This window comes from Nostoc sp. C052, assembly GCF_013393905.1.
GTDB lineage: Bacteria > Cyanobacteriota > Cyanobacteriia > Cyanobacteriales > Nostocaceae > Nostoc.
The window spans coordinates 145,803-169,463 of the sequence record NZ_CP040276.1; the positions used below are offsets into that span (position 1 = coordinate 145,803).

The following is a 23,661-nucleotide window of genomic DNA, read 5'->3' on the forward strand; positions in this document are numbered from 1 at the left end:
TTTTTCTAATTCACATTAGGCGTAAATTAGCAGAATTAGCCACAGCAGTTTGGCTCAGATTCATAAAATCTTCCAATCCCCAAAATTGCTTGGCATCACGGAAGTTAAACTCAATTTGGAAGCGCAGTCTGTAGTAGTCGATTATCTTTTCGTATGACAAATTTAGGTCGCTAGAAAATAGGATTATATGACTACGAGCATTAGTTTTAAGATTGATTTTGACCAAACAATACCTTAGCCAAAATAAGAGGATGAAGAGATAGGGCTGCCGTAGTAGAATTATTGTCTTTGTATAAATTTCCAAGCTTGGGTGCGATGGCAAACTTTGAAGAGATAGGGCTGCCGTAGTAGAGTTATTGTCTCTGACAACGACAACTCAAACACTACTGTTCAGCCCATACCCGATATCTTATCACTGTTACAATGCCTGCTACCGCAGATCAACGCGACAACCATGCGGCAATTTAACCAAATAATCCTGGCTATGTTAGCGATGAGCGGACGAGTCACAATGTTGGGGATCTCTCGTTGGGCAGGCACTGGTGGTAGTTATCGGACGATGTTGAGATTCTTTCATACAGTAATCCCTTGGGCAACGTTGTTTTGGCTATTTTTCCGCAAGCATTTATTCCGTGCGAATGAGGTATATTTGCTTGTAGGAGATGAAGTTGTAGTGAGTAAATCAGGTAAAAAGACTTATGGGTTGGATAGATTCTTTTCCAGCCTAGCAAGTAAACCAATATTAGGGCTATCTTTCTTTACATTATCATTAGTAAGTGTTGAACAAAGGCACTCGTTCCCGATTCGGATAGAACAGGTAATCAAGAGCGATGTAGAAAAAAGTAGCCTGTCATCAAGCCTAGAAATAAAACCATTAGAGAAACGTAAGCGTGGAAGACCAAAAGGGAGTAAAAACAAGAATAAAACAGAGGTTATTCTCACATCTGAATTGCTAAGAATTAAGAAGATGATTAATGAGCAAGTCTTGTTAATAGCTAACTTTATCCCTCTGACATACTTAGTATTAGATAGTCATTTTGGGAACAATAATGCTTTGCAGATGGCAGGTCTTGTTAACTTGCACATAATTTCTAAGTTGCGCCACGATTCAGCATTATATATACCTTATCAATATTCTGACTCCAATAAGCGCTCTCGTCGTAAATACGGCGATAAAATTGACTACTGTAACATACCTGATAAGTATTTATGTAAAAGTAGTATGGAGGATGAAGTCCAAACTGATGTTTATCAATGCACTCTCCTTCACAAGGAATTTGCCCAAGCACTGAATATAGTTATTTTGGTCAAAATCAATCTTAAAACTAATGCTCGTAGTCATATAATCCTATTTTCTAGCGACCTAAATTTGTCATACGAAAAGATAATCGACTACTACAGACTGCGCTTCCAAATTGAGTTTAACTTCCGTGATGCCAAGCAATTTTGGGGATTGGAAGATTTTATGAATCTGAGCCAAACTGCTGTGGCTAATTCTGCTAATTTAGCATTTTTCATAGTCAATTTATCCCACTATCTTCTCGCTGATTTCCAGCAACTCAATCCCGGTTCCGGCATTATTGACCTTAAGGCTTACCATCGTGGTTTTCGATATGTTCGTGAAATGTTAAAAATGCTTCCCGAAATCCCTGAGCCTATTTTATTAACCCAGATTTTTGCCAAGCTTACTGCTTTAGGACGTATTCATCCCGTTTCCACTGGTGTTGAACCCTCGTAGATTGGCAGAGGTATTGCTACCAACAGATACTTTCTAAAAATCAAACTTAACACTTTGCTTCAGCAATTGTGACATAGTGATCATTACTCCTCCCAATCCACCAACACCCCATCCACAATCGTAATTCCCCACTGCGGAAACTTCACCAGCAGTTTCTTGATCACAATCTGCAAAGCCGGATCATCCTGCCAACACTCCTGCAAGAAATCAAACCCCGGATTCTCGCTCGAATTGGCCGCTCGATTCAGTTTTTCCCTTCTTACAGGTCGCATATTTGACCTCGCTACAATCGCCTCATGCGACCATTTTTCAGGATCAGGGACAAGCGCGGCGGAACCTTCACCTTCATCAACTGCTTTGACTTCTCCACCCGAAACTGAATTTTCAGCCAACAACGAAGTGGGATTACCCTGTTCTACCTGCCCCTGAGTTTGATTAGCGATGGCTACGCCCGCCGCAGGCATCGCCGAACTTGAAGGAAATTCATTTTGTGCAACGGGCGCGGCGGAACAAATACCTTCATGAGGGAATATCGCTTCAACACCAGAGACTTGATTTTCAGCCAACAACGGAGCAGGTTGACTCGGTGCAGCATCCACAAGCGCTAGCGTCGTGCAGTCATTCGCCATAGGCGAGTCTTCAAGTTCTGACACGCTTTGAACAGTCTGAGGCGAAGCGCCCCCCAAGGGCGCGTGAGCCGTCTCCTCCTCACGCGAATTTTCTGTAAGCGTGTCAGAGACACTCCTCACAATCTCTTTTGAAGAGTTTGTGAGGAGTTTCTGACCAGTTCGTGAGGGTTCCTGGAATGCTTGTTCTGACTGACTTTCTCCTAAGATAGATGCTTTGTACGAAGCACGCATTTCTTCAGAGCCAGCATTCATCTCTGAATCCCCAGCATTTAATTCTTGTTTTTCGGAATTTGGTTCTCGTTTTTCAGCATCTGGTTTTGGTGACGCAGAATTAGCTTTCTCCCAAAATTCCTTCATCCGGCTACCATGCAAATTCTTCACCATCCAGCTAGCCGTTTCCCGGCCATCCTGAATCGATTTGTCAGGTTTGAAAATGAATAGCCCACTATCGGAGAGAATTTTCTTTGCAGAGATAAAAGTACTGTAACCCATCCCAGTAGAAAGGGGCATCCACCGAGAACCGTAGGGGTCAGCCGTCCAGCACTCCTGCCACAATTGCGTAACTGAAGGCTTTTGCTGCGATGTCCATAACATATCCTCAATCGGGATAATCACATGAAGCCTTTTATACGGTGACTGTGGTTTGCTGGCGGCAGCAGCCTTTTTGGGCTTGGGTCTTGTGATAGTTACAGTCATTTTTGCAATCTCCTATTATTTTGACGCACGGAAATTTCCCCCACTGCGATGCGAGGCTTGGTACTTGTATTTGTTTGTCTAAAAAGTCACCGATACACTGAAAGCCTATTGAGGTTGCCAGAATCGCAACTCGTCTCGTGAATACCTATCAGCTTTTTTCGATTGCTCTTTCCAGTGATCCCAAGCTACTATCAACTCTTCGCCCAAATCCTCTACAACTTCACCCCTTTCCACATACAAAGTGCGGTATGGGTCGGCATGGGCAACAATAGAACCAACGCCAATAGTGTTTGGTTCAGTAGATGCGTTCTGGAGAGCAGTAATTAAATCAGTCTCTTGGATGGAAAGTTCAGCCCAGTAATCCGATTTCATTACCTCGTACTCTTGAGCAACATTCCAAAACTCTTGCCAGCTACACCCCGGTTTAGCTAGCACTGCTCGAATATCGCTAACCGCTTGGGGCAACATTTCCAATTGCTCGGCTCGATATGCTATGGCAGTTGGTGTCGGTTCACTTCCCAGAATGATTGCCGCAGCTTCGAGCGCTTGGGTATTGTTCATTGCGCTGGCTAAGTTTTTGAGCGCCATGCCCATCAACCGTAAACATTCCTGTGCATTCTCTTTAGGCGGTTCTATAGCTAGCGATCGCAAATCAATGGTTTTCTCCAGAGCTTGTTTAACTTGCTTGTTTAACGCTTTGGTCGCCTGTTGCGTCATGGTATTTCCCCACTGTTGAGAAGGGCGTTCCTCTACAGCGTTTTCTAATTCCTGAATGCGAGAAAGGAGTTGTTGGTTTTCAATTTCCAGTTTCCGTAACCCCTCCATCTCATCCAAACGCTGCTGCAATTGAATATTTTGCTCCCTCTGCTGCTTGTACAGGTTTTGCAAGGATTGGATTTGCTCACTTACTTGTTCTTCGGCTCTGGCTGTGGCTTCTGACTGTAGCCCAATTCTCAGTTCCTGCTGTAAGCGCTCTAACTCTTTCTGGTGTTGCTCTTTGAGTGCAGCGATCGCCTCAGAGTATTGTGGTGAATAACTTGGCTCTGTGGGGAATGGGACACTAGCGGCATCTAAATCAGCATTGTTGATCAACAACCTCTCACCATCAGCAAAAGTGACAATCTGTTGCCAATGATTTGGTGCGTCTGCCTCAATGGTTCCTTCTTCCCCATACCTTGGGTGTGACTGTTGCGAAACTGTGACTTTGGCGGATTTAGGAACCACTGGTTCTTGAATTTTGGGAACCATTGGTTCCTGAATAGATTGCTTTTTGCGTGGAAGTTGAGGAACCACTTTTTGGGCAGCAGCAGCAAAGTCTGATTCACCAGGGGACGGGTTATCTTTCAGAGCGATCGCTACAGCTTGTTTTAGTTTTTCTGGTTCCCTAACCAAGCGTAGTAGTGGACGGGCTTGACGCTCATTTTTGATGTGTCCGCCCAATTCACCAACTGCATCTATGACCTTTTTAGCTCCTAGCAGTTGGTTGATTCGTCGGTATCCACCCCAGGCGTATAATTCACGCTGGCAGTATTCTTCAAAGTTTTTATATCCAGCTTGCAGGTAAAGCTGTTGTTCCCTCATCTGTAGAATTTCATCTACCGCTTGCCACTCGAACCTATCAATGGCGGTGAAGGTTTCCTGGATGCTGGTGTTGAGGTTGCTGTAATCGAGTGCTGATGTTGTCTCGGAACGGTTTAGTGTCAGCATGGTTTTACCTATATGTGCTGCATACACCCGTAAAAAACTGCTTATATGGGCGAACGAAATTAGCCACTGTGGATGGTACAGGGCGATTTGATATTGTTTTATTGATCATGAACTGTGCAATTTGTGAGACTGACCAAAGAGCAATGTTTTTGAGGCACTAACTCAAGGGGTTTAGTTTTCTCCAAATTTTGAAAGGCACAAAGCATATTTTGAGGTGTAGAGGAACTAGCTATACCCCCTGTTTACTGCCTGTAGCCAACTGTTCTCACAGGTGGTACAGATGCGCCACTTCCATGTGGGATGTGACACTTTTACAGAATATGTTTGTTATCCCAAATGGTAGCACAGTATCATCACAAAAGATGCAACACCTTTAAAGCAGTAAACCCGCCTATTGATTGGCGGGTTTTTCCTTGAGCATTTCTTTTAGTTTTTCTAGTAATTGCCTGAGAGATTCGTTCTCTTCTCTCAGGCGGCAGTTTCCCCCAATACTAACTCTTCTAATTTTGCGACTCTGTGCTTTAGCTCCACGATATCGCCAGACTCAGCTTTGTTACCCAGGTATTGCTCAATTAAATCAAGCAGGACATCGGTAGCATTCTTACCTTCTTCCTTGACCTTTTGGTAAAAAGCATCCTTCTTTTCTGGTGAAATCCTGATATTTAGCCTTGATTCAGTCATAGTACTTTCCTCTTTTCTTGATCAACGCTATCAGCGAAACCCTTGTATTAACAAGTGTACTCCCAGGTATTTATATTCTGTTATCCCAATATGTTGACAAGTGGGATAACAAACACTATACTATATTTATAAGCCTAAACAAAAGACGACCGCCGCAGTCTGGACAACGAAGCGATCGCCCTTTGTGAAAACCTAACCCAAAGCATGAGTCAGGAATATAATTATGACGCATTCAACCTATACAGAGCAAGCACCTCCAAGCTTCAATCTCAACACACTAATCACATTTGCTGATGCCCCTTGCAGAGACGAGCAAGCCCTAGCCCAAGCAGAACTGTACACCCACCTCGAATCCCAAGCCGAAGCTGTAGCGCCAACCAAAGACCCCCTAACATCTCTTGACCGTCGCATTATTGGCGAGATTATCGAAGTTCAACCCGAATCCGTCCGCACTATCTGGATCGAAGGCGGAATCACAGTATGGGTGCAGTTAGTCGGTGGCGGACGGCTACCATTTGATAGAGACTGGTTTGCTACAAGAGTTGCAGAGGTCAAAGCGACTCTATCAGAGACACCACTAGAACGCAACGAACGCCTGAGCGATGAACTAGAAAAAGCCTGTGCTGTTTTTTGTCTGTACTACGGTGAGATTAACTGGGTATCATTCAGCACTAAACTCTACCAAGACGGGCGCTTTGTTGGCTTCGTCGGGTGCAATCAACAAGGTTGGTACGCCAGACCAAGACAGTACGGACTCAATCGTGTGGCTCCGAGTGCCGAACAAGTGATTGGGCTGCTGGGAGTTCGAGCAGCAGTAGCGGCGTAAGTTGCTGAAGGAAAAAAGGCGATTGCTGCGCTAAGACAAGAGCAATCGCCTCCAAAGCTCAATCGCTGCTTTAGAAATAATAATCATCACACAAAGTACAGCAAGTAACCTCTTGCTTCAAGAAGATGACTGTCAAGAGAGAATTCTCCTACCTGCTACAGATGCAAATGCAGGGGTGTAAGAAATTCCTAGCCGTAAAAGTGAAAAAGGCGACCGCAGTCCAAGAGAAATGCAATCGCCATCTGAACGAAATTTAGACAATCGAAATCATCATGGCACATCAAATATGATTAGCCCATTTTCTCTTCAAGAAGCCCAGTTAGATGATCCAACAGAGAAAATACTCCTGCCTCCAACAGACCCCAATGCAGAGGTCATGGAAATCCCTGGCTACAAACTCGTGTATGTCAATGGAGCTTGCCCCAGAAATTACCGAGTATACAAATCTGATTCCATGATTGGGGTAATATTTCAACACATTACGCACTGGTCTAACGGAGTGGATTCTCTTCGATATGCCGAGCCGGTTGATGCAGCAGTCGGACTAGATGAATTTTTGACGATGACAGGCAGATTAACAGCGACTACAGAACAACCACCCACGGAAGAAGAGTTACTAGTACAGGAAGGCGTAAATTCAGTTAGGGTATAAATGACGAGATTAATTTGACCACTCATGCCCTGCCAACCGCTGACAATCACCCTGAGTGATACTGACCAGCAAGCCCTGGAAAAGTTAGTGAATCGACCGAGTACGCCGCAGCAAATCGCACAACGTGCCCGGATTGTGCTAAAAGCCGCGTTGGGGCAAAACAATGCCGAAATTGCTCGAACGCTCGATATAAGTATCAAGATGGTGCGGCACTGGCGACAGTATTGGGTTGAGACCACCGAGCAATCCAAGACAGTGATGGAGCGATTGCGCGATCGCCAGCGTCCTGGTTCGCCGTTAAAATTTACCCTGGAACAGCAAGTTGAATGCATGGCGATGGCGTGCCGTGACCCGATGGAATACGGTCGTCCCATCAGTCATTGGAGTTCTCATGAACTGGCAGATGAGTTGATAAAGCTTGGTATTGTGGAGCAAATATCCCCCCGTCAGGTCGGACGATGGTTAGCTGAAGCAGAACTCAAACCACACCAGTCTCGTTACTGGCTTTTTCCCCCCGTATGACCCGGATTTTGAAGTTAAGGTGGAAGACATTAGCCAAAACTATTTGAGTGCCCCAATACGAGCTATTCAGGGAGAACGCACGATTAGCATTGATGAAATGACCGGTATTCAAGCCACCGAACGTGTACTTCCTAGTTTACCGATGCGACCAGGCAAAGTCGAATGTCGAGAATTTGAATATATTCGGCATGGCACCCAAACCTTAATTGCCAATTTTGATGTTGCTACAGGTCAAGTTGTGGTTCCTACCATTGACCAGACTCGGACTGAAGCCGATTTCTTGTCCCATTGCCAACGCTTAATTGCCTCTGACCCAAATGCCTCTTGCTGGCATTTGATTATGGACTGTCTGAATATCCATCAATCGGAATCCTTAGTCAGATGGATTGCTGACATTGAAGGCATCGCCCTTGACACCTTGGGCATTAAAGGCCAGTCTGGCATCCTCCAATCGATGAGTACCCGCGCCCAGTTTTTAGCCAATCCTCAGCACAAGGTGGTTTTTCATTTCACCCCAAAGCACTGCTCTTGGCTCAATCAGGTTGAAATTTGGTTTAGTATTCTCACACGCAAACTCTTGTCTAGAGGCAGTTTTTCTTCTCAAGCGGATCTCAAACAGCAAATATTGAATTTTATTGACTACTTTAACCAAAAGTTAGCTCGTCCTTTTCAATGGACTTTTAAAGGGAAGCTTTTGGCGGCATAACCCTATCTATACTTACGCCGCAGTGTACTAGATAAAGAATTCGATTCGCTAACTTTTGAGGAGTGGGAAAGGTTAAAAAGATACGTGCCAGAAACTAGAGATTTAGTTGCAGCGTAAGGAAAAAGGTGGGTCTTGACAGCCCACCTCCTCAATAAAACTATTTAGCTTCATAAATAATACCAATGGAAACCACAGAAATACTGAACCAGTTCAACTCGTGCTATCTGAAGATTCAGGCGATCGCTCAAGATGAAAATTGGCTCTTGTTGATTGCTAACAAGAAGATTGACCCAGAGGCAGCAACTCACTTGGGCGATGTCCTGCACTATTTGGATCAAGCGATGGGTTGTGTTGAAGAAATTGTCGAGGTCAAGTTTAATCAGGAATCAGAAGTATGAAACTCTACGCAACCAGTATTCCTCAAGCAAAGCCCAATTTGGGCAATTGTTGTATCAAACAAAGCAGGTTTGATTGAGCTAGAAATCAATGATGAAGACCCTGCCTTTCATTCAATAATTGAGGAATTGACTACTGAAATTCAGCCAGGAGTTATTGGTGTAAAAGCTAGCGATTTATGTCAAACAATTGTAGATTGCCGATTGTAGATTTGAGATTGACTGCACCTACAAGAGATGCGGCTTGAGGATTTGAGATTGACGATTTTAGATTTATTCCGCCCACTTTCTTGCTGGGCTTGTACCAAAAACATTCAATCTCCAATCTGCGATCTTCAATCTCCAATCTTCTCGATCAAATACTCAGCATTGGAATGGTTGATAACTAACGAAAAAAATTAACAACCAATATTTACCAAAACCGGATCACATGAAATTTACAACTGTATCTGTTAGCTACTCCAGAAAATTTAATTTAGGCGACTACGAATCACTCGAACTAGGCTGCTCTCTCTGGGCGCAAGTTGAGGATGGGGAAGACGCTGATGGAATAACCCAATTCCTCTATCACCAAGCCAAAGCTTCAGTAAAACAAGCGGCAATGCCTGTGTTGAAAGCTTCAGAGTTTCAGATAAGTAAAGCTAAGTCTAGCAAAAAAGTGTCTGGTGATATCAACGAAAATGATTGGCAATAATTTGGAGCCAAGCAATGCAAGAACTAATCAAAGCTTTAATCAAAGCAAAGGCAGAGTTTAATCAGATTCAAAAAGACGGTACGAATCCTCACTACAAGCGCAAATATGCAACACTAGATGCTGTCTTGGATGCTGTCACTCGTGCGCTTGGTAAATATGGATTGGTAATAATTCAAACCACCGAAATCTTTGAAGGTAAAACCGTGCTAAGGACTCATATTTTTCATGAGTCTGGAGAGAGTATCACCAGCACTTATCCTTTACCTGAGATTGCTGATGACGATTGGCATTGGGAACTGGGGTATTTTGGAGAGGAATATCGACAAGACTGGAATGCCCCAATGGGAGCTTGTGATTGGTCAGAAATCTGTACTCCCGTCAGTTTTCTCAAATGGCAATATGGTATCGGCGAAAACTCAAATTACTAATCAATAATAAGCTGTTTATTAAAGGATTAAAAATGGCTAATCTTCCACCAATTAATTCAGTTATCAAAGTCATTAAAGCACTGACAGAAAAAGACCCAAGGTTAGGGCAAACAGGTACAGTCATCCAGTATTCAGGACACGGCATGGTTTGTGTTCATTTCCCAGATATGCCGCCTGGTCAAGGATTTTTTTTCAATCCACATCATTTACAAATCATAGAGTCATAGCGAAGATTATGCCGAGAAAATCCACTTACCCCACCACTGCCGACCAGTCGCACCAATGCCTACACTACCTTCGTCGTTGTGGAGGTAGCGCTCGATTATGCACTATAAACTTTAGTCTTAGCGTGATTCAAACACTGGTCAATCAAAAGTTGGTGAAGATTAATAATACTGGTGCGGGATTTTTTGTTGAATTGGAGGATGCCAAATGACTAGCCACAAACAAGTTGTTTACCAATCCCAATTAGACCACAAGAGTAAATTGCTTCTTCGCCGCCAGACTCGAAAAAGATTCAACCCCAGGATTTTCATTGACCACATCATAGAAACAACTGCAATTTTATCCCTACTTTTTACCGGATTTGCAGGAGTAGGGGCGATGGGCTGCTGGGGAATGGAGATTGCTACAAGTTCTCAATATTGGCAGCATCAGAAGAACATTTGTTTGGGGATGATGTTAGTTAGTTTTTCAGGTTTCTTGGGCAGTGCTTTGATTGGAGCGGGTTTCAGTATTCAACGAGATAAGTTTTAGGGGATAAACAACGATGGAAATCAAGTTAACCACATCAGAGATTCGGACTATATTGCAGGGTTGTCAATATACATTGCAGCTTGTGGGGAGTAGTCGAGATTATCGTAAAATTCAATCGTTAGAACACTTTTCTACCTCAAATGATGTTGTGCTAAACGATGCTTTCAGTATTTTAGGAGAAATAGTGGACGCAATTGAGCAGGTAGAGCAATTTTCTCAACAAGGAGAATCCAGTCATGGAACATGAAATTAAAAATGCACTTGGTTTAGGCATTCCTGAACTTGCCATAGAGTCGAAACCAAAACCTGAAGTAGAACCAAAACCAACAGTAACGATTTACGACTTCAGCGCTTTATTATCCAAACACGAACCGCCGAAAAAACCAACAATAAAAGATGAGCCTCCCTTCTCAACGGGCAGTACTGAATACTGTTCATCCCCACGCTTACTTGATGAAAAATGTTCTGATTGGTCAGCCGATCAATCTAATGTTGTACATAGGAGCAATAATATGACATTCACTTTGAATAATCGCTCTCAAAATAAAGAATCTTCCTTAACTCAAGCATTACGGCAAATGCAGAAATTGAATTCTAAGATTCAGGAATTAGAGCAGCACCATCAAGACTATGTGCGTTCACAACAGAATTTAATTCCAGCCATCGCTGAAATTTGTGTTTCTCCGATACAGGAAGTACAGGCGCTAAGGATTTTGATTTGTCGGGGAGAAGCAGCTTGTCGGCAGTACTTGCGTTCAGTATTGGTGAAGCAAAAGAAAGATCATAAGGGAGCATCCAGTTTTGGAAGATTTACCATTTCTGAGAAAATGTAGAAGGAAAGAACCCTGTGCGATCGCAGACTATGAACCAAGAGAAACAAGAACGGATCAAAACCTGCTTACAAGAATTGTCAACACTGCTGTATGAAGAAGCAGACAAAAGTAAGCTGACAGACCTTGAAGGCATAGAAAAAACAGTTCGCAGTCAAGTATTAGAACTAGTCAGCCCAGAAATAGCCCTTTTTTTATCGAACAGAGAACTGGAACAAAAGTAGGTAAAACCAGGAAAATCAAAAGTTTAGTAGGCGAATTAAAATTAAAAGCTAAACAGATACAGAGGCTGGGTTTGAAACCAAGGAGTCGATTAAGTCCATTACTTCAAAAGTGCTGTTTGAGGCTATCAGCTAACGAATCATATCAAAAAGCAGAAATCGAAATTGAGGCATTGACAGGAGTGAAAGTTGGACATACAACGCAACAAAAACTAGTGCTGTCACAAGATTTTCAATTACCACTTGCTAAACAATCAGTTTCAGAAGTCAGCGTAGATGGAGGAAAAGTCCGACTCAGGGGTAAACCAAAAGCAGGCTGTCACTGGCGAGACTATAAAACTGTTCGTCTGCAAGGCATTTACTATGGTGCATTTTTTGATGACAACCAATCATTAATTGATTACGTTAATAGCCAATGTTTGGTGAATCCACTTATTTGCTTAGGAGATGGTCATGATGGAGTTTGGAATTTAGTTAAGGAATTTGGAACTGAACCATTTGAACGTTGGGAAATTTTGGATTGGTATCATCTCAAGGAAAATCTTTATAAAATTGGTGGTTCTTTAAAGCGACTCAAAGCTGCTGAAACTCTTTTATGGCATGGTCAAGTAAAAAAAGCTAAAGCTTTATTTGAACATTGTCGGGGCAAACAAGCTAAAAACTTCATCGCTTATCTCGAAAAACATCGCTCTCGCATTATTAACTACAGCTATTACCAAGCTGAACAATTGTGTTCTATTGGTTCTGGTGCAGTCGAGTCTGCTATCAAACAAATTGGCGCAAGAATTAAAATTTCTGGCGCACAGTGGAATATAGAAAGTGTCAACCAGATCCTTTCTGTTCGTTGTGCTTATCTTAATGGGTTGCTTGCAATATGAGTCTTTCTGCCAAAAGTGGATGCTCCCGATCATAATCTCTATCAAGCAAAGGAATTTAAATTATGAAACGAAATCAAGTACAAGTAATTGTTTTAAGTCTCACTGGTACATTAGCGTCCATATCTATCGGATATTCAGGAGTGCAATTTTTTGGCAAGAATGCAATGTATATGATTGCGACAGGAATGTTGGGGCTGGGTACTGGGGGAGCTATCGGTCAGATTTTGGTAGAGAAAAGGAAGCAGCGAGTAGTACAAACACAATTAAGACAATAATAGGAGCGATCGTATGGAAACTTCAAAAGTTGTCACATCATCTTGTACAAAACTTTGTTCTTTAGAAACAAGATCATGAGTTTTCTTTTGAAAATATAACTTATGCTGAAATCTTTTCACCAACAGCTTGATGTATAATTTCTTTCTTTAACGACTCTGCTGCGACTGCTGCAATGGTTTCCCAATCTTCTTGTTTTAATAACAATCCAAGAAGTTCGCGCAGTATTTCTCGATTAGAAATGAATTCTTCACCATAAAGCTCATCATTTTCCAGAGTGGCAAGTATGTATTCTCTTACCTCTAGGGTTGGCAATCTCAACTTTTCAAGTATTCTTTCTCTTGCAGATTTTACGGCAATTTTCGTAGCTGTGCCTAAATTCCAATTATTCAGCAGCAACCGCACTTCTCTATTTAGAGAAATACGCAACGTTGTGAAACGTCCCAAAAGTTCTAGATTGCCCATTAAGGAACCAAATGCTGACCCCCAATCTAATCCAGCCCCAATCTTGCCACCAACTTTATCCTCAGCTTCAACACTTTTTCTTAAAGATTCTTCATCAAATAATTGACTCATTTAGCTTTACTACCTCATACAGGAGAACGAAAAACTCCATACTCAAAATAAACTAGTTCGTCGTAATCTTCATCCTCTCCGACATCAATCATGCCTTGGTTATCATAAAATTCTTCTACTCCAGGTAGTGAATGTAACCCTACTCTGCCCTCATAACCTAGCTCTAAACTGCGAGTTCTGGCAAACGCCAAAAATGCAGTTCCAACACCTTTTAATTTTGGCGGACGTTGGATATATAACCGATTCCAAGGTGCGGTAGCTATGCCATCAATATATATCAAGCGTTTTCCCTCTTGTAGACGAGAACCGTGCATTTGGGTTTCAATCAGCATTAATCCTTGAGTTTCATCTTCGTATTCAATCGCATAGCCTTCGCGGTTTGCTTGTCTATTAATGACAAACTCTAGTTTAAACTCCCAGTCCCAAAATTTATCTGATTGCTCGTGCAGTTTTAATTCTTCTTTCCACTTGTTGGCATAATCATCAACGTGCTTTTGCAATAGCTCCACTAAATCTGCTTCCACAATCGTGTTATCTTGACCGCAAATTAGTTTTACTTTTGTTCGCATAGCACCAAAATTACCCATGAACCAATTTTATCAATCCGATCAATCAGCATCATGCTCTGTTTCTTGCAACCAACCCAAAATAGTCAGCGCCAACTCCCAGGATTCGCGCCGCTCCCAATTAGGTAAGTGATTCAGTACTTGTGCAAGGAATATTGCTGGGTTTTCCAATTCTCCGCCACGAGCCGCAACACCATCCCTAACAAGCGCCCCCAAAGTGGCAGCTTGATTCCCTTTATAGTCAGGCTGTCTCTTAATTTCCTCAATAATCCAGTCAGGAACTGTTATGGTTTTAAATCCTGGTTTCGGCATATTCGGCAGAGCAATTAGTTTTCTGATGGTACGGTAGTTTACGTCATAGATGCAAATTTTTGTATGGTACGGTATGGTAATAAAATACAGTCAGGAGTTAGGAACCAGAATTAAACAGGGAGAATTCAGACACACAACTGGGAAAGTTGACCACTAAATATGCTTTCTTTAATATGAGTGAAAAATGAGCTTTTCCGGTCGGACTACACGAGTTGTATCCTGACTCCTGACTCTTGATTGCTGAATTCTGTTTCGATAAATTTATTAAGCGATCGCATCGCGTTAAGACTGCGATCGCTCGTGCCGAAGCACTACCCCCAACAAACCTTGGAGGATTTATAGATGTTACCAAAAACGCGCATTCCAGATATATCTCCATTAACTTTTTGTAGACAAATAAAATCTGCTTATACTGGAATGTCTCTGGAGTCAGTAGAATGCCTTGAAAGCGAACGCGGAATTTTCAAAGAGTACTGTTCAATTCTTTCAAGAGAACTTGATGTACCGTTCAAAACAGTGCAGATCAAATGGGGCCCCGGCATCAAATTTCCTCAGATGCCTGAGAGAACACGAAATATGCTTAAATTCGTTTTAATAGCTCGGCTCTATGAACTTAAACGAAATCTTGTTGCTTAATTGTTGAAACAGGAGTCAGGAGTCAGAAGTCAGACAGATGAATAACCGATATTCTAGCAACCCACAAAGTAAGAAAAGTTGGTGGTAACAAAACAAGGTGCAAGTATGGTCAACAAGAAAAGTGCAGGTCTGAATCCACCTCTGATACCATTCTGATTGACTTCGACTACGCTCAGTGACCACCTGAATTCTGACTCCTAACTCCTGTTTATTAACTATTAGTTAATCAAGTAATGACCCGCCCAACAAAAGCGGGTATTTTTATATGTATGAAGCGACAAGCCATGAGAATCTGTCGCCAAAATTAACCAAAATTTTACGTCATCAAAGGGGTTTGGGGTTTATGACCAATAAAATTCTCATCATTAAATCCAATTAAAGGTTCTCACGGCGAGTCCTATTCCTGATTCAGCAAGGGATAGAAGCGATTGAGAAAAAAAATCTAGTTTGTCGCAAAAGAGGAGGAAATGGCATCTAAATTGAGATTGGAGTACCAGAGATCGCTTGGCAGAAAGGTGTGTGACCGGACTTGGCAAAGAGTTAAAAAGCGCTTGAACATCAAAGACGAAAATGATATCTCTTTCATGTCGCAAGTCAAGGCTTATGGGGAATTGAGGAAACGCAATCCTTATAAAGCTATTAGAATCGCTGATGTAAATCGCTATCGTTTCTTTTTGGACAATCTTCCAAAGTTGGTTTGTAAAGGTGATGAGTTACGACTTGCACTCCAGCGATTAAAGCCACATCCTTCTGTAGCCACTATTTACCGTTGGGGGCAGGAGATAAAATGCCCTTTTAGTGTTGATAGAGTTTACACAAGTTATGAAATTCAAAAGTGGATTGTCAAATTAGTTTCTCAAACGAAATTTACGTTTCCTGAAAATAAAAACATTCGTAGCTAGGAGTTAATGATGGAAGTTTTACGTTCTTTGCTACAAGGTAATGATATTAATCTCTCAGACGAAGACTTACTGGCAGAGTTAAAAAAGCGTGGGCTTGATTCAGATACATTAAGTGATGATGATGCTATGAGTCTCGCTGACCAGATAATTCTTGAACGTGGGCAATCTGGTACACTTGCTACTAGCCATGCCTCGAATGGAAAAGCAGCGAAAAGACCAAGAGCCAAGACTAAAAAAGCGCAAGAGGACATGAATGATTACAAAATCGCTCTTGCCAACCAAGCAAAACAGAAGTTAGAAGAAATTTCTGCTTTCAGCACTGGTATTAACCAAGGAGTCAGAGAGTTCGCTCATAGAGAGGCACAAAAAACTATTGAAGATTTAGATGGTGTAACTAACGAATATCTAGCAGAAATCGCAGAGTACGCCAGAGATTATAAGGGGGAACCAGAAGCCTTTTTTCGTTTCGGTCAGGAGATTGCATCGCTCTATCTCTCTGCTAGCAATGCAGATGCGACCGAATAAATTGATCTTGGTAGCAGCAGCACTAAATCTGCTGCTATTAACCCTCGTTTTGGGCGTGGCAATATATGGAGCAACAAGACCAAATCCATCGCAAAGTATTAAATATTCACCTGAAGAAGGACGGCGAGTTGAATCTGTCGGGGCTGACACTAGAAAACCTCTCTCCAGAAGAATTCCTGGTAGTCCAGCAAATTATTGATGAGTCAAAGGCGCGATCGCAGTCCAATAGACAGATTGAGGAGTTAATGCAACGAGGGATGATGGCTCAAACTGCGATCGCAGCTTTTACTATATTGATGTTTTCGTTCATGGGCATATATGGCATAACCCGATATATCGGCTCACAAGTTCAACAAGTTCAGCAGACTTATACCAATTTTAAGTAGTTAGAGAGGAGAGGAGAGGAGAATGTTAGGAAAATGGCTTCCTGGTTTATTCGGCGGTAAAGGTGATGGAGTAGTATCAACAGATTTAAGGGTTGGGGATGCTACCCAAATTGAGGGTAATTTACCTTCATCAATCCGCGATCGCTACACATTGCCAGCTTACACTACAGCAAAGCAGGTTCTTGATGAAGCAGAAGTAGCTGGTACTCTAAAAGCACAGAAATGGCTGCACACTAAATTTTCCCGGCACAAGCTTAAGCAGTTGCAATCTTTGGCAGAGATGTATAAAAACCAATTGGCATATTCCCAAGAAGCCATGAAGATTGAGGAAGATTTGCAGCGAACTAGGGCGCTACATGGGGAAGCGGTAATTCGTCATGCCTTCGGTTCCCAGGAACAGCAGCGTCAACTTGGGGGATACGAAAAAGCATTTGATGAAGTGGGTGATAGTTTCAGGTTCTAAATCAGGAGTCAGGAGTCAGAAGTCAGGAGTCAGAATAAATGAGACAAGCAGCAAAAACATTTCAAGATTTAATAGTTTGGCAGAAAGCACATCAATTTGTTTTGAACGTATATAAACTGACTGGTCAATTTCCTAAGTCAGAAATATTTGGGTTATCCTCACAATTTAGACGTGCATCTGTTTCTATCGCCGCTAATATTGCTGAGGGATTTAAGAAAAAAGGGAGAGCAGATAAAGCAAGATTTATGAACACGGCACAGGGTTCTTTAGAAGAGTGTAGATATTATTTAATCCTAGCTAGGGATTTAAATTACGGTGATATGGCAAACGCAATTAACCAACTTGAAGAAGTTAGCAAATTACTAACAAGTTATGTTAATTCCATTCTGACTTCTGACTCCTGACTTCTGGATTCTGATTATGCAAATCAAGCTCTCTCATATAGGATATGCAGTGTCTGGGGTTGGCTTTTCTATGTTTATGGGTTATTTATCCGTTGCCAGCCCCGTTAGTCGATACATTCTTTGGTTTATTGGCATAATCTCTATCTGCTGCATAGTTCTGGGGTTATTCAACTTTGGCGGTTTAGTCATTAAAGGATTCGGCTTTAACCGCAAAACTTTCATTATTGGATTAATGCCTGGAGTCATATTTCTGTTTGTGTTTTTGACTTTAGTTGCAGCCGGTGTTGCGTTGGGGGTGAGGTAATGGGATTTGAATTACAACGTCTAACTGCCAGTAGCGTCATTCATGCCGAACGGAGTATTTTATGTTCTTTAGGAGCAAGTACAGTGTTATGTCTGTCTGCTCCTTTTTTCTTAAATACTGACAGAATAACAACCGGGATGCTACTTGGTGCTGGAACAGTTAGTGCTGGCTTATTTGGGGTATCCGCCCAAATCAGCGAAAGTAAGGAAAAAGTTTACCAGTCTTTGCTAGAAGCTGACCTCAAAGCACTTAAACAGCATTTACAAGGTGAGGCTGTTTATGATTATGTCACCACTGCGATCGCTGCCAAACGCCGAGTTGCTGATTACGTGAATCGGCTACCAGTACAAGAGCGCCCCCGGTGGATAGCTGAATATCAGTTGCAAGGGTTGGTTACACTTCCAGAACCGCCAGCACAACAATCACCTTCACCGACTGGTATTCCCAATCCCGATATTGCTGACATCGATGAAGAATCGGTGCAGTCGGTGATTAATCCGGGTGCAATGAAAATTCTGCAAGCGATCGCAGCTAATTATCCTGAGTACATCAGAATTGATGGTGCTTGGATTGATGAACTGTGTGATGCTGCATCTAATCAAAATATGACTCTTCGCAGCAATCACCATTTTTACCTATCTGGTGGAACACAATCTGGGAAGTCTACGCTGGCTGGGGTGATTATCAACAAAATTGCTGCAAAATCTCAAACGCCAGCGATTGTCATCGGCAGCGATCCAAAAGATGATGTCACTAGATGGTTGTGCAAGTTTAGCCGTAAGTTTGACGGCATGAAAGAATTAATAAATTGGGTCATCTTTGCCACAGACCAAATTGACAAACAGAAAGCAAGAGTATCAATTGTTGGTGGTGAATGTCACGGTGTTCCCGAATTATTTCTTGCTCAAGATGAGGTGGACTCTGTATTTGGTGGTGGCAAGGGACTTCCAGGAATGGTTGATGCTGATACCGCCAAAGACTTGCAAGGTTTTTGGAACTATATCATCAAATTCACCGCCGGACTTAAAGGACATGGGGTGTTTATGGGCCAGTCCCCACTCTCTGGAGAAACCGGATTTAGTCGCCCGTCCTTAAAGAACGTCTGTTTTATTGCCACAGGGCAAACATCCTCTTATATTCTTGACCATCCCCAAGACTTTGTAAATGTCAAAAAAGAGATTTTAGAGATGTTACGCCAAGCTTGCGAACTACTAGATAAAGCTGGTGTACGTTATGCCTTAGTAATTCCCACTCGGTCTAATCCCTTCGTTGCCCTAATCCCGGAATTTGATATCAAAGGTCTGGAACAAAAACAGGATTCCAAACCGAATGCTGACACTGTTAATAGTTCTAAAAATAATCAGCAATCCTCACAGCAGCAGGTTGACTGGTATCAAGAAATTAGAAAATGGGCAACAGAATTAGGGAGAAGACCACATTTTCAGGAAATCAAACAAAAGTGGCACGAATTAACCGGGCAAGAGTTAAACGAAAAGGGAGTAAAATTACTATTAGAAAATCTCGGCTACCCAGACAATTAAATTGGAGCGCTCGATATGGTAATCCCAAAGAGTACAGAAAACAAGTAGCAATCGCTCACAGAAAAACTCACAATTATTGTGTCGTTTGCTTGACTAAGAAAAGTGAAGAAATCCATCACGCTTACTACGGCAACGACATCATTGGTCAATCTACATTTCCTACGTGCTACCGTTGTCATAATGAGATTTGTCATAGTCCAATCAACTGGATAAAAAGCCGTAGTAATCCTGTTTGGGGGAATCGCAATACTAACGAATTTATTACAAGATTGAGGCTAGGGTATCAATTATTGTATGGAGGAATTGTCTATGATTAAGCTATTGCTAAAATATGCACCAGATTCAGTTGTTGATGCTATAAATGATATTTCTTTAGCAGAACTGGACAAGCGAGGTTTAATAGTCTGGACAGACGCACCGCCACTAGAGCCAGAAGATGAAAACTCAGCATTTAATCTAGCCATTCAGTTCCAAAACGTCACACCGGATAATATTCCGTTCATCCTGCATACAATAACTCAAATATACACTAACTACGGTAATTGCTTGGCACTCAGATACTTGATGGAACTTTCAGCCGAGTACTTTAGTTTAATCGGAGTTCACGAAGATGTTTAACGAATACGAAGACTTGAGTTTTGAAGAACAACTACAACTCTCAGAATCACTTATCATTAGGCGGTACAACCAGCAGATGTTCTTGCGTCGAAACGCCCGGTTGTTGCAGCAGGAGTTGGAGCTTGAAGCCGAACTGTTAGAAGAGAATCCAGAGTTAGCCCAAACTATTTACACTCTCAATATGCAGGAGATTCAGAGTAATCAGCGAGGGGTACAGAATGTTTTAGGCTCACAAGAGTCAGCGTCAAAAGAGCAAAGTGTTTGGAGTAAGTTTTTTCTGGGATTAGGAGGATGAATGAAAATTTTTGATGTCAGAGATCGCCTCAGTTTATTAGTTAAACAAACAACTCAAGTCGGCATTGGGTTTTTAGTAATGCTATTGCTAACTGGTGGTCGTCTGCCTGCATTCGTAGTCAATTCAACTGCTTGCTTAAGTATTGTATTTGTTACTTATAGTGAGGTACGAAGGCTAGCGAAGGGAAAAAGTTAATCTTCAAAACATATCAGTGTTGGCTCTGTCAGCTATGTTGGACAAATGAAAAATTACAATTTATTTATATGGATACTGAACGGGATTTCTTATTTTTCAACCCTCGAATTGCTACCAAATATAATCCCTTTTATGAAGGAGAGTATCTGGTAATCCAGTCTTATCCCCGTGAGCATAAGTTAATAGTTGAGCATCGCAGTTTTGATTACAAAAATGCCAAAAGTCATTGCGAACTAGAAAATTTAGCTCATGACTATACATCATTTTCTCTTAGGATTTTTCACGATGAGAGACTGTGGGAGGTAAACTATGAAGGTGAGCCACAAAGTATTTCTAAGCAACAAAACTGGAGAATTGCCCAAGAATATCTAGAAGCTCATTACGATCCGCATACTGATGGTGAGGTGGTCGTATGCCAATGCAGTTACCCCTATTTTTCGTCACTCACTAGTCATATTAGCAACAGTGGTGAGGCCATGACTTCGTGGCAATCGCTCACTTGTCTAGTTAAAGACTTGGGGCGAGATATTCAAACCTGCCCCAACTGTAATGCATCCTTAGTTCGAGTTGATGAATCGGAGGATGATGATGATGATTTTGATTTTGATGATGAAGTTAGCCGATCAATAGCTTGTATCGGTTGCACTAACTATCATGGAGTTGAGTATGAGGGGAATATATTAGTCTGTGGAATTCACGCGCATGGATGGGATAATGAGAATTGCCCAGATTATCATCCATGAAATTGCTCCTGATATAAGACTCATCTGACACTATTTCAATAATTCGGTTGCTTCTTTTAATACTTGAGTAATTTCCGGTTTCTGAGAACTAATCACATCATTTGGTAAATGCTTGTGATGCGGAAAGGTAGAGATATCAGGAAAATGCGGCGTACTATCATAACGAAAAACCAGGCAATTTCGTTCATCCTGAAAATGGTAGCGATAATCAAGAAATTCCAACTGATTGTCTGTGATTACTATAGCTTCGTTTATTTCTAATAAGTGTGTTTGAGCTAAACGCAATCTAATTCTTAAATTAGCCCGAAGGGATGTTAAAATTTCTTCTTCATAACGTTCCACATAAATATTTGGACATTGAACAATTGCTTGTTCTACTTGATTTAAATAATCAGATAGAATGTTAGGCAGCATAGTTCAATCTTTGCTCTATTTCTTGACGCAAAACCAGATAATGGCGGTAATCATTTGCCCATTCTATAAATAGAACATCATCTGGTAATGTTCCCTGATTATACTGATAAAAAAAATCTTCCGAGTCCATTTTTTGCTGGTTTTCATACACACTGAGTCGCTTGGCGACGGCAACCAAAGCATCTAAGGATGATGTATATTGAATGGTCTGTTTACGCATTTTATCTCTACTTCAAAATCATCATATTTTGATTATAAGTGAGCGTCACTCCATAATTTCCTCATCGAGCGCTATGAAAATTAGGCAAATTCTCATTAAATAGTAGTTATTGTGGCGTTGCTGTCTCGTCACTACTGCTGCTTCCACACAAGGTTGTACTCCTTTTCAACAGCCGCCAGCAGCAAAGCTTGCAAGGATGACAGATACGGTTTGGCAAAATCCCCAACCCCTACAACAGCCAATCCACAGCCTCGTTACGGCTGGCCACTTGATGCAGCTGCCGTAACCTCACACATTAACTACTGCTTCATTCGCTTTCGTGCGATGGCGTAACCGCTTTTTCCCTTGGCGTTCGTCAAAGATGTGCCGAACGCGAGTTCGTCTCTGAAAGAGAAGAGAAGGTATCACCCTTACCTCAAAACAAAGAATCACCCCGCTATACTTTTGCCACTCTTGTAATTCATCGCTCTGGGTTTCCTCTTGCCTATAGGGACTACTTTCGATTGCTTAGGAGGTTGAGGCGGATTTTCGAGCTACGTAGAGCTAGCAGGTTTAGCAATCCTGGCTCACGTCTCAATGCGATCGCACTTAAATATCTGTCTTTAGAAACAGATCCATTGAATCATCGCTTAACTCAGGGAAATTGAGTGTTCTAAAGGGGATGAACGTTGGAGAATAGAGTTAGGTGTCACAAACACCCCATCCTCAATTCTCAAAAGCATACCGACATTAAAAAATCTGTGCCAAGGATTTTAATATGTAGATAACGTATAAAGAAGGAGGTGCTGATGATTCTAAAAACTTATGCTCGTGTGTTTACTAATGATGCCAACAAAACGCTTGAACTGTTTCAGAAATTGCATCAAACAGAACCACACTTACGCCTTAATTTCAATGACTGGGAATTGATAGCGATCGGAGACACGTTTATCGTCGGCGGAACAGATGAATCACTCGTCCCAATCCGAGACAGCCACGGTCCTTATATCGTAGACAATCTTGATGAGACTCGAAGCACTTTATTAGAAGGTGGAGCCGAGATTACACAAGAAATCAAGCCTGCACCTACTGGTCGCTTTCTATATGCCAAGCACTCGGATGGGTTGTTAGTAGAGTATGTAGAGTTGAATTCCGATTTGGTTGAGAAATGGATTGCCGCGCCACTGCGAAACGGCAAGCTTTCATCGCAAATATAGTTACATATTTAACGACGTTTGACGCAGATTGTGAATTTTTCTGATGGCGAGAGGCTGTTGGTAAATAACGAGAAGAAGTAGACTTTTAGCAGAAGGTACAGGGTGAGCGGTTGAGAGTATGTCAATGCACTTTTGCTTTGAACCGATGAATGCGGCTGAGGCAGAAAAACTTACTCGCTGGCATTATCAGCCACCTTACCAAATGTATAATACTACATCTGATGAAACACTAATTGGGTCGTTTTTAGACCCTGAAAACGCTTACTATAGTATTCTTGACAATGGGAAACTGATTGGTTTTTGCTGCTTTGGTAAAGAAGCTCAAGTCCCAGGAGGTGATTATACAAAAGACTCACTTGACATTGGTTTGGGAGTGCGCCCCGACCTCACGGGTCAGGGAAGGGGACAGATGTACATAGCAGATGTCCTCAATTTTGCACGTTCAAAGTTTAATCCCACCTTATTTCGCATTACAGTGGCAGCATTTAATGAACGTGCGCTCAAAGTATGGAAAAAAGCCGGATTTAAACAGGTACAGTCATTTCAAGCACTAGTAGTCTGCCAACCCAAAAATGCTAAGTGAGGACTGGGAAAAGGGGAAAGGGAAAAGGGTAAGGGATTTAAACCCTTTCCCCCCGCCCCTTATCCCCAGAGGGGGCCCCACCTTCCCCCTTTCCCTTTACCCCGCCAAGTTTCCTTGGCGAACTACTAGACGATAAGGAACTATTTATTA

40 protein-coding genes and 1 pseudogene are annotated in these 23,661 nt (G+C 42.0%); 32 read left to right on the plus strand and 9 right to left on the minus strand.

Annotated features, from left to right (window positions below):
- Window positions 1-22: 22 nt before the first annotated feature.
- Window positions 23-226: pseudogene (locus FD723_RS38070) on the minus strand (transposase); the annotation flags it as partial.
- A gap of 171 nt (window positions 227-397) precedes the next feature.
- On the opposite strand from FD723_RS38070, the gene FD723_RS38075 reads away from it, so the two are divergent.
- Entirely contained in the window at window positions 398-1,738 is a 1,341-nt protein-coding gene (locus FD723_RS38075) for a transposase (protein WP_179070444.1), read from the plus strand.
- An 83-nt stretch (window positions 1,739-1,821) separates the two neighbouring features.
- On the opposite strand, the gene FD723_RS38080 is transcribed toward FD723_RS38075, so the two are convergent.
- The 3 genes from FD723_RS38080 to FD723_RS38090 all read right to left on the minus strand — a co-directional run bounded on the left by FD723_RS38080 (window position 1,822) and on the right by FD723_RS38090 (window position 5,451).
- Complete coding sequence (locus tag FD723_RS38080) at window positions 1,822-3,063, minus strand: hypothetical protein (RefSeq protein ID WP_179070342.1); 1,242 nt, start codon at window positions 3,061-3,063, stop codon at window positions 1,822-1,824.
- Window positions 3,064-3,168: 105 nt separating this feature from the next.
- Window positions 3,169-4,770: a hypothetical protein gene (locus FD723_RS38085; RefSeq protein WP_179070343.1), complete on the minus strand. Its 1,602-nt coding sequence runs from the start codon at window positions 4,768-4,770 to the stop codon at window positions 3,169-3,171.
- 468 nt (window positions 4,771-5,238) lie between these two features.
- Window positions 5,239-5,451: a hypothetical protein gene (locus FD723_RS38090; RefSeq protein ID WP_100903988.1), complete on the minus strand. Its 213-nt coding sequence runs from the start codon at window positions 5,449-5,451 to the stop codon at window positions 5,239-5,241.
- A gap of 223 nt (window positions 5,452-5,674) precedes the next feature.
- Here FD723_RS38090 and FD723_RS38095 point away from each other — a divergent pair, with 223 nt between their 5' ends.
- The 15 genes from FD723_RS38095 (at window position 5,675) to FD723_RS38165 (ending at window position 12,634) form a co-directional block, all read left to right on the plus strand.
- Window positions 5,675-6,277, plus strand: coding sequence for a hypothetical protein (locus FD723_RS38095; protein WP_179070344.1), 603 nt, complete (start codon window positions 5,675-5,677; stop codon window positions 6,275-6,277).
- A gap of 229 nt (window positions 6,278-6,506) precedes the next feature.
- Window positions 6,507-6,929, plus strand: a complete 423-nt coding sequence (locus FD723_RS38100) for a hypothetical protein (protein ID WP_179070345.1) — start codon at window positions 6,507-6,509, stop codon at window positions 6,927-6,929.
- Between the two features lie 24 nt (window positions 6,930-6,953).
- The gene (locus tag FD723_RS38105) at window positions 6,954-7,451 is read left to right on the plus strand and encodes a helix-turn-helix domain-containing protein (RefSeq protein WP_179070346.1); all 498 of its coding nucleotides are present in this window, start codon (window positions 6,954-6,956) and stop codon (window positions 7,449-7,451) included.
- Between the two features lie 19 nt (window positions 7,452-7,470).
- Window positions 7,471-8,157 (plus strand): transposase, encoded by a 687-nt coding sequence (locus FD723_RS38110; RefSeq protein ID WP_256875390.1) that lies wholly within the window; start codon window positions 7,471-7,473, stop codon window positions 8,155-8,157.
- A gap of 182 nt (window positions 8,158-8,339) precedes the next feature.
- Window positions 8,340-8,555, plus strand: coding sequence for a hypothetical protein (locus FD723_RS38115; protein WP_179070347.1), 216 nt, complete (start codon window positions 8,340-8,342; stop codon window positions 8,553-8,555).
- Window positions 8,556-8,624: 69 nt separating this feature from the next.
- The gene (locus FD723_RS38120) at window positions 8,625-8,762 is read left to right on the plus strand and encodes a hypothetical protein (protein WP_179070348.1); all 138 of its coding nucleotides are present in this window, start codon (window positions 8,625-8,627) and stop codon (window positions 8,760-8,762) included.
- A 220-nt stretch (window positions 8,763-8,982) separates the two neighbouring features.
- Complete coding sequence (locus tag FD723_RS38125; RefSeq protein ID WP_179070349.1) at window positions 8,983-9,246, plus strand: hypothetical protein; 264 nt, start codon at window positions 8,983-8,985, stop codon at window positions 9,244-9,246.
- A gap of 14 nt (window positions 9,247-9,260) precedes the next feature.
- Window positions 9,261-9,674: an ERF family protein gene (locus FD723_RS43670; protein WP_256875391.1), complete on the plus strand. Its 414-nt coding sequence runs from the start codon at window positions 9,261-9,263 to the stop codon at window positions 9,672-9,674.
- Window positions 9,675-9,706: 32 nt separating this feature from the next.
- Window positions 9,707-9,901 (plus strand): hypothetical protein, encoded by a 195-nt coding sequence (locus FD723_RS38135; protein WP_179070350.1) that lies wholly within the window; start codon window positions 9,707-9,709, stop codon window positions 9,899-9,901.
- A gap of 8 nt (window positions 9,902-9,909) precedes the next feature.
- Window positions 9,910-10,110, plus strand: a complete 201-nt coding sequence (locus FD723_RS38140) for a hypothetical protein (protein WP_179070351.1) — start codon at window positions 9,910-9,912, stop codon at window positions 10,108-10,110.
- Entirely contained in the window at window positions 10,107-10,430 is a 324-nt protein-coding gene (locus FD723_RS38145; protein ID WP_179070352.1) for a hypothetical protein, read from the plus strand. Before FD723_RS38140 ends, FD723_RS38145 begins: the two co-directional genes overlap by 4 nt.
- A 13-nt stretch (window positions 10,431-10,443) precedes the next feature.
- Entirely contained in the window at window positions 10,444-10,677 is a 234-nt protein-coding gene (locus FD723_RS38150; RefSeq protein WP_256875392.1) for a hypothetical protein, read from the plus strand.
- Window positions 10,667-11,263, plus strand: a complete 597-nt coding sequence (locus FD723_RS43675) for a hypothetical protein (protein WP_256875393.1) — start codon at window positions 10,667-10,669, stop codon at window positions 11,261-11,263. Before FD723_RS38150 ends, FD723_RS43675 begins: the two co-directional genes overlap by 11 nt.
- A 29-nt stretch (window positions 11,264-11,292) precedes the next feature.
- A protein-coding gene (locus FD723_RS38160) for an ISKra4 family transposase (RefSeq protein ID WP_179070448.1) occupies window positions 11,293-12,359 on the plus strand; the annotation gives its coding sequence in 2 pieces (ribosomal slippage) (window positions 11,293-11,449 and window positions 11,449-12,359; 1,068 coding nt in all).
- 62 nt (window positions 12,360-12,421) lie between these two features.
- On the plus strand, window positions 12,422-12,634 hold the full coding sequence (locus FD723_RS38165) for a hypothetical protein (protein ID WP_179070353.1): 213 nt from the start codon (window positions 12,422-12,424) through the stop codon (window positions 12,632-12,634).
- A 100-nt stretch (window positions 12,635-12,734) separates the two neighbouring features.
- On the opposite strand, the gene FD723_RS38170 is transcribed toward FD723_RS38165, so the two are convergent.
- Genes FD723_RS38170 through FD723_RS38180 form a run of 3 tightly spaced genes read right to left on the minus strand, consistent with a single transcriptional unit; the run spans window position 12,735 to window position 14,086 of the window.
- Window positions 12,735-13,208, minus strand: coding sequence for a hypothetical protein (locus FD723_RS38170; RefSeq protein ID WP_179070354.1), 474 nt, complete (start codon window positions 13,206-13,208; stop codon window positions 12,735-12,737).
- Window positions 13,209-13,222: 14 nt separating this feature from the next.
- Window positions 13,223-13,777 carry a GNAT family N-acetyltransferase gene (locus FD723_RS38175; protein WP_179070355.1) on the minus strand — a complete coding sequence of 185 codons (555 nt, stop codon included), beginning with the start codon at window positions 13,775-13,777 and terminating at the stop codon, window positions 13,223-13,225.
- Between the two features lie 39 nt (window positions 13,778-13,816).
- Window positions 13,817-14,086 (minus strand): hypothetical protein, encoded by a 270-nt coding sequence (locus FD723_RS38180; RefSeq protein ID WP_179070356.1) that lies wholly within the window; start codon window positions 14,084-14,086, stop codon window positions 13,817-13,819.
- Window positions 14,087-14,319: 233 nt separating this feature from the next.
- Here FD723_RS38180 and FD723_RS38185 point away from each other — a divergent pair, with 233 nt between their 5' ends.
- The 13 genes from FD723_RS38185 (at window position 14,320) to FD723_RS38245 (ending at window position 21,098) form a co-directional block, all read left to right on the plus strand.
- Window positions 14,320-14,478 (plus strand): hypothetical protein, encoded by a 159-nt coding sequence (locus tag FD723_RS38185; RefSeq protein WP_179070357.1) that lies wholly within the window; start codon window positions 14,320-14,322, stop codon window positions 14,476-14,478.
- Window positions 14,479-15,189: 711 nt separating this feature from the next.
- Window positions 15,190-15,624 carry a hypothetical protein gene (locus tag FD723_RS38190; protein ID WP_179070358.1) on the plus strand — a complete coding sequence of 145 codons (435 nt, stop codon included), beginning with the start codon at window positions 15,190-15,192 and terminating at the stop codon, window positions 15,622-15,624.
- A gap of 6 nt (window positions 15,625-15,630) precedes the next feature.
- Complete coding sequence (locus FD723_RS38195; RefSeq protein WP_256875394.1) at window positions 15,631-16,149, plus strand: hypothetical protein; 519 nt, start codon at window positions 15,631-15,633, stop codon at window positions 16,147-16,149.
- A gap of 65 nt (window positions 16,150-16,214) precedes the next feature.
- On the plus strand, window positions 16,215-16,535 hold the full coding sequence (locus FD723_RS38200; protein ID WP_179070359.1) for a hypothetical protein: 321 nt from the start codon (window positions 16,215-16,217) through the stop codon (window positions 16,533-16,535).
- Window positions 16,536-16,557: 22 nt separating this feature from the next.
- The gene (locus tag FD723_RS38205; protein WP_179070360.1) at window positions 16,558-16,998 is read left to right on the plus strand and encodes a hypothetical protein; all 441 of its coding nucleotides are present in this window, start codon (window positions 16,558-16,560) and stop codon (window positions 16,996-16,998) included.
- Window positions 16,999-17,036: 38 nt separating this feature from the next.
- Window positions 17,037-17,402, plus strand: a complete 366-nt coding sequence (locus FD723_RS38210) for a four helix bundle protein (protein ID WP_114080759.1) — start codon at window positions 17,037-17,039, stop codon at window positions 17,400-17,402.
- Between the two features lie 16 nt (window positions 17,403-17,418).
- Entirely contained in the window at window positions 17,419-17,706 is a 288-nt protein-coding gene (locus FD723_RS38215) for a hypothetical protein (RefSeq protein WP_104899637.1), read from the plus strand.
- A complete protein-coding gene (locus tag FD723_RS38220) occupies window positions 17,706-19,247 on the plus strand; it encodes a hypothetical protein (RefSeq protein ID WP_179070361.1) in 1,542 nt (513 codons plus the stop codon). Before FD723_RS38215 ends, FD723_RS38220 begins: the two co-directional genes overlap by 1 nt.
- Before the next feature lie 89 nt (window positions 19,248-19,336).
- Window positions 19,337-19,564 carry a hypothetical protein gene (locus tag FD723_RS38225; protein WP_179070362.1) on the plus strand — a complete coding sequence of 76 codons (228 nt, stop codon included), beginning with the start codon at window positions 19,337-19,339 and terminating at the stop codon, window positions 19,562-19,564.
- Entirely contained in the window at window positions 19,557-19,865 is a 309-nt protein-coding gene (locus FD723_RS38230; protein WP_179069433.1) for a hypothetical protein, read from the plus strand. The genes FD723_RS38225 and FD723_RS38230 overlap by 8 nt, the downstream gene beginning before the upstream one ends.
- Entirely contained in the window at window positions 19,858-20,160 is a 303-nt protein-coding gene (locus tag FD723_RS38235) for a hypothetical protein (RefSeq protein WP_179070363.1), read from the plus strand. Before FD723_RS38230 ends, FD723_RS38235 begins: the two co-directional genes overlap by 8 nt.
- Window positions 20,161-20,355, plus strand: coding sequence for a hypothetical protein (locus FD723_RS38240; RefSeq protein WP_179070364.1), 195 nt, complete (start codon window positions 20,161-20,163; stop codon window positions 20,353-20,355).
- Window positions 20,356-20,423: 68 nt separating this feature from the next.
- Window positions 20,424-21,098 (plus strand): hypothetical protein, encoded by a 675-nt coding sequence (locus tag FD723_RS38245; protein ID WP_179070365.1) that lies wholly within the window; start codon window positions 20,424-20,426, stop codon window positions 21,096-21,098.
- Between the two features lie 30 nt (window positions 21,099-21,128).
- Here the strand turns inward: FD723_RS38245 and tumE are convergent, their stop codons facing one another.
- On the minus strand, window positions 21,129-21,512 hold the full coding sequence (tumE, locus tag FD723_RS38250) for a toxin TumE (protein ID WP_179070366.1): 384 nt from the start codon (window positions 21,510-21,512) through the stop codon (window positions 21,129-21,131).
- On the minus strand, window positions 21,502-21,732 hold the full coding sequence (tumA, locus tag FD723_RS38255) for an antitoxin TumA (RefSeq protein ID WP_179070367.1): 231 nt from the start codon (window positions 21,730-21,732) through the stop codon (window positions 21,502-21,504). Before tumA ends, tumE begins: the two co-directional genes overlap by 11 nt.
- A gap of 111 nt (window positions 21,733-21,843) precedes the next feature.
- Here tumA and FD723_RS38260 point away from each other — a divergent pair, with 111 nt between their 5' ends.
- From FD723_RS38260 to FD723_RS38270, 3 genes are all read left to right on the plus strand, one after another.
- Window positions 21,844-22,065, plus strand: a complete 222-nt coding sequence (locus tag FD723_RS38260) for a hypothetical protein (protein ID WP_179070368.1) — start codon at window positions 21,844-21,846, stop codon at window positions 22,063-22,065.
- 455 nt (window positions 22,066-22,520) lie between these two features.
- Window positions 22,521-22,928: a VOC family protein gene (locus FD723_RS38265; protein ID WP_179070369.1), complete on the plus strand. Its 408-nt coding sequence runs from the start codon at window positions 22,521-22,523 to the stop codon at window positions 22,926-22,928.
- Window positions 22,929-23,046: 118 nt separating this feature from the next.
- The gene (locus FD723_RS38270; protein WP_256875395.1) at window positions 23,047-23,511 is read left to right on the plus strand and encodes a GNAT family N-acetyltransferase; all 465 of its coding nucleotides are present in this window, start codon (window positions 23,047-23,049) and stop codon (window positions 23,509-23,511) included.
- Window positions 23,512-23,661: the final 150 nt, after the last annotated feature.

Coding starts and splice junctions, on each gene's coding strand:
- FD723_RS38080 (WP_179070342.1), bottom strand. CDS start 3,063: ATGACTGTAACTATCACAAGACCCAAGCCCAAAAAGGCTGCTGCCGCC.
- FD723_RS38085 (WP_179070343.1), bottom strand. CDS start 4,770: ATGCTGACACTAAACCGTTCCGAGACAACATCAGCACTCGATTACAGC.
- FD723_RS38090 (WP_100903988.1), bottom strand. CDS start 5,451: ATGACTGAATCAAGGCTAAATATCAGGATTTCACCAGAAAAGAAGGAT.
- FD723_RS38095 (WP_179070344.1), top strand. CDS start 5,675: ATGACGCATTCAACCTATACAGAGCAAGCACCTCCAAGCTTCAATCTC.
- FD723_RS38100 (WP_179070345.1), top strand. CDS start 6,507: ATGCAATCGCCATCTGAACGAAATTTAGACAATCGAAATCATCATGGC.
- FD723_RS38105 (WP_179070346.1), top strand. CDS start 6,954: ATGCCCTGCCAACCGCTGACAATCACCCTGAGTGATACTGACCAGCAA.
- FD723_RS38115 (WP_179070347.1), top strand. CDS start 8,340: ATGGAAACCACAGAAATACTGAACCAGTTCAACTCGTGCTATCTGAAG.
- FD723_RS38125 (WP_179070349.1), top strand. CDS start 8,983: ATGAAATTTACAACTGTATCTGTTAGCTACTCCAGAAAATTTAATTTA.
- FD723_RS43670 (WP_256875391.1), top strand. CDS start 9,261: ATGCAAGAACTAATCAAAGCTTTAATCAAAGCAAAGGCAGAGTTTAAT.
- FD723_RS38135 (WP_179070350.1), top strand. CDS start 9,707: ATGGCTAATCTTCCACCAATTAATTCAGTTATCAAAGTCATTAAAGCA.
- FD723_RS38140 (WP_179070351.1), top strand. CDS start 9,910: ATGCCGAGAAAATCCACTTACCCCACCACTGCCGACCAGTCGCACCAA.
- FD723_RS38145 (WP_179070352.1), top strand. CDS start 10,107: ATGACTAGCCACAAACAAGTTGTTTACCAATCCCAATTAGACCACAAG.
- FD723_RS38150 (WP_256875392.1), top strand. CDS start 10,444: ATGGAAATCAAGTTAACCACATCAGAGATTCGGACTATATTGCAGGGT.
- FD723_RS43675 (WP_256875393.1), top strand. CDS start 10,667: ATGGAACATGAAATTAAAAATGCACTTGGTTTAGGCATTCCTGAACTT.
- FD723_RS38165 (WP_179070353.1), top strand. CDS start 12,422: ATGAAACGAAATCAAGTACAAGTAATTGTTTTAAGTCTCACTGGTACA.
- FD723_RS38170 (WP_179070354.1), bottom strand. CDS start 13,208: ATGAGTCAATTATTTGATGAAGAATCTTTAAGAAAAAGTGTTGAAGCT.
- FD723_RS38175 (WP_179070355.1), bottom strand. CDS start 13,777: ATGCGAACAAAAGTAAAACTAATTTGCGGTCAAGATAACACGATTGTG.
- FD723_RS38180 (WP_179070356.1), bottom strand. CDS start 14,086: ATGCCGAAACCAGGATTTAAAACCATAACAGTTCCTGACTGGATTATT.
- FD723_RS38190 (WP_179070358.1), top strand. CDS start 15,190: ATGGCATCTAAATTGAGATTGGAGTACCAGAGATCGCTTGGCAGAAAG.
- FD723_RS38195 (WP_256875394.1), top strand. CDS start 15,631: ATGATGGAAGTTTTACGTTCTTTGCTACAAGGTAATGATATTAATCTC.
- FD723_RS38200 (WP_179070359.1), top strand. CDS start 16,215: ATGGAGCAACAAGACCAAATCCATCGCAAAGTATTAAATATTCACCTG.
- FD723_RS38205 (WP_179070360.1), top strand. CDS start 16,558: ATGTTAGGAAAATGGCTTCCTGGTTTATTCGGCGGTAAAGGTGATGGA.
- FD723_RS38210 (WP_114080759.1), top strand. CDS start 17,037: ATGAGACAAGCAGCAAAAACATTTCAAGATTTAATAGTTTGGCAGAAA.
- FD723_RS38215 (WP_104899637.1), top strand. CDS start 17,419: ATGCAAATCAAGCTCTCTCATATAGGATATGCAGTGTCTGGGGTTGGC.
- FD723_RS38220 (WP_179070361.1), top strand. CDS start 17,706: ATGGGATTTGAATTACAACGTCTAACTGCCAGTAGCGTCATTCATGCC.
- FD723_RS38230 (WP_179069433.1), top strand. CDS start 19,557: ATGATTAAGCTATTGCTAAAATATGCACCAGATTCAGTTGTTGATGCT.
- FD723_RS38235 (WP_179070363.1), top strand. CDS start 19,858: ATGTTTAACGAATACGAAGACTTGAGTTTTGAAGAACAACTACAACTC.
- FD723_RS38240 (WP_179070364.1), top strand. CDS start 20,161: ATGAAAATTTTTGATGTCAGAGATCGCCTCAGTTTATTAGTTAAACAA.
- FD723_RS38245 (WP_179070365.1), top strand. CDS start 20,424: ATGGATACTGAACGGGATTTCTTATTTTTCAACCCTCGAATTGCTACC.
- tumE (WP_179070366.1), bottom strand. CDS start 21,512: ATGCTGCCTAACATTCTATCTGATTATTTAAATCAAGTAGAACAAGCA.
- tumA (WP_179070367.1), bottom strand. CDS start 21,732: ATGCGTAAACAGACCATTCAATATACATCATCCTTAGATGCTTTGGTT.
- FD723_RS38265 (WP_179070369.1), top strand. CDS start 22,521: ATGATTCTAAAAACTTATGCTCGTGTGTTTACTAATGATGCCAACAAA.
- FD723_RS38270 (WP_256875395.1), top strand. CDS start 23,047: ATGTCAATGCACTTTTGCTTTGAACCGATGAATGCGGCTGAGGCAGAA.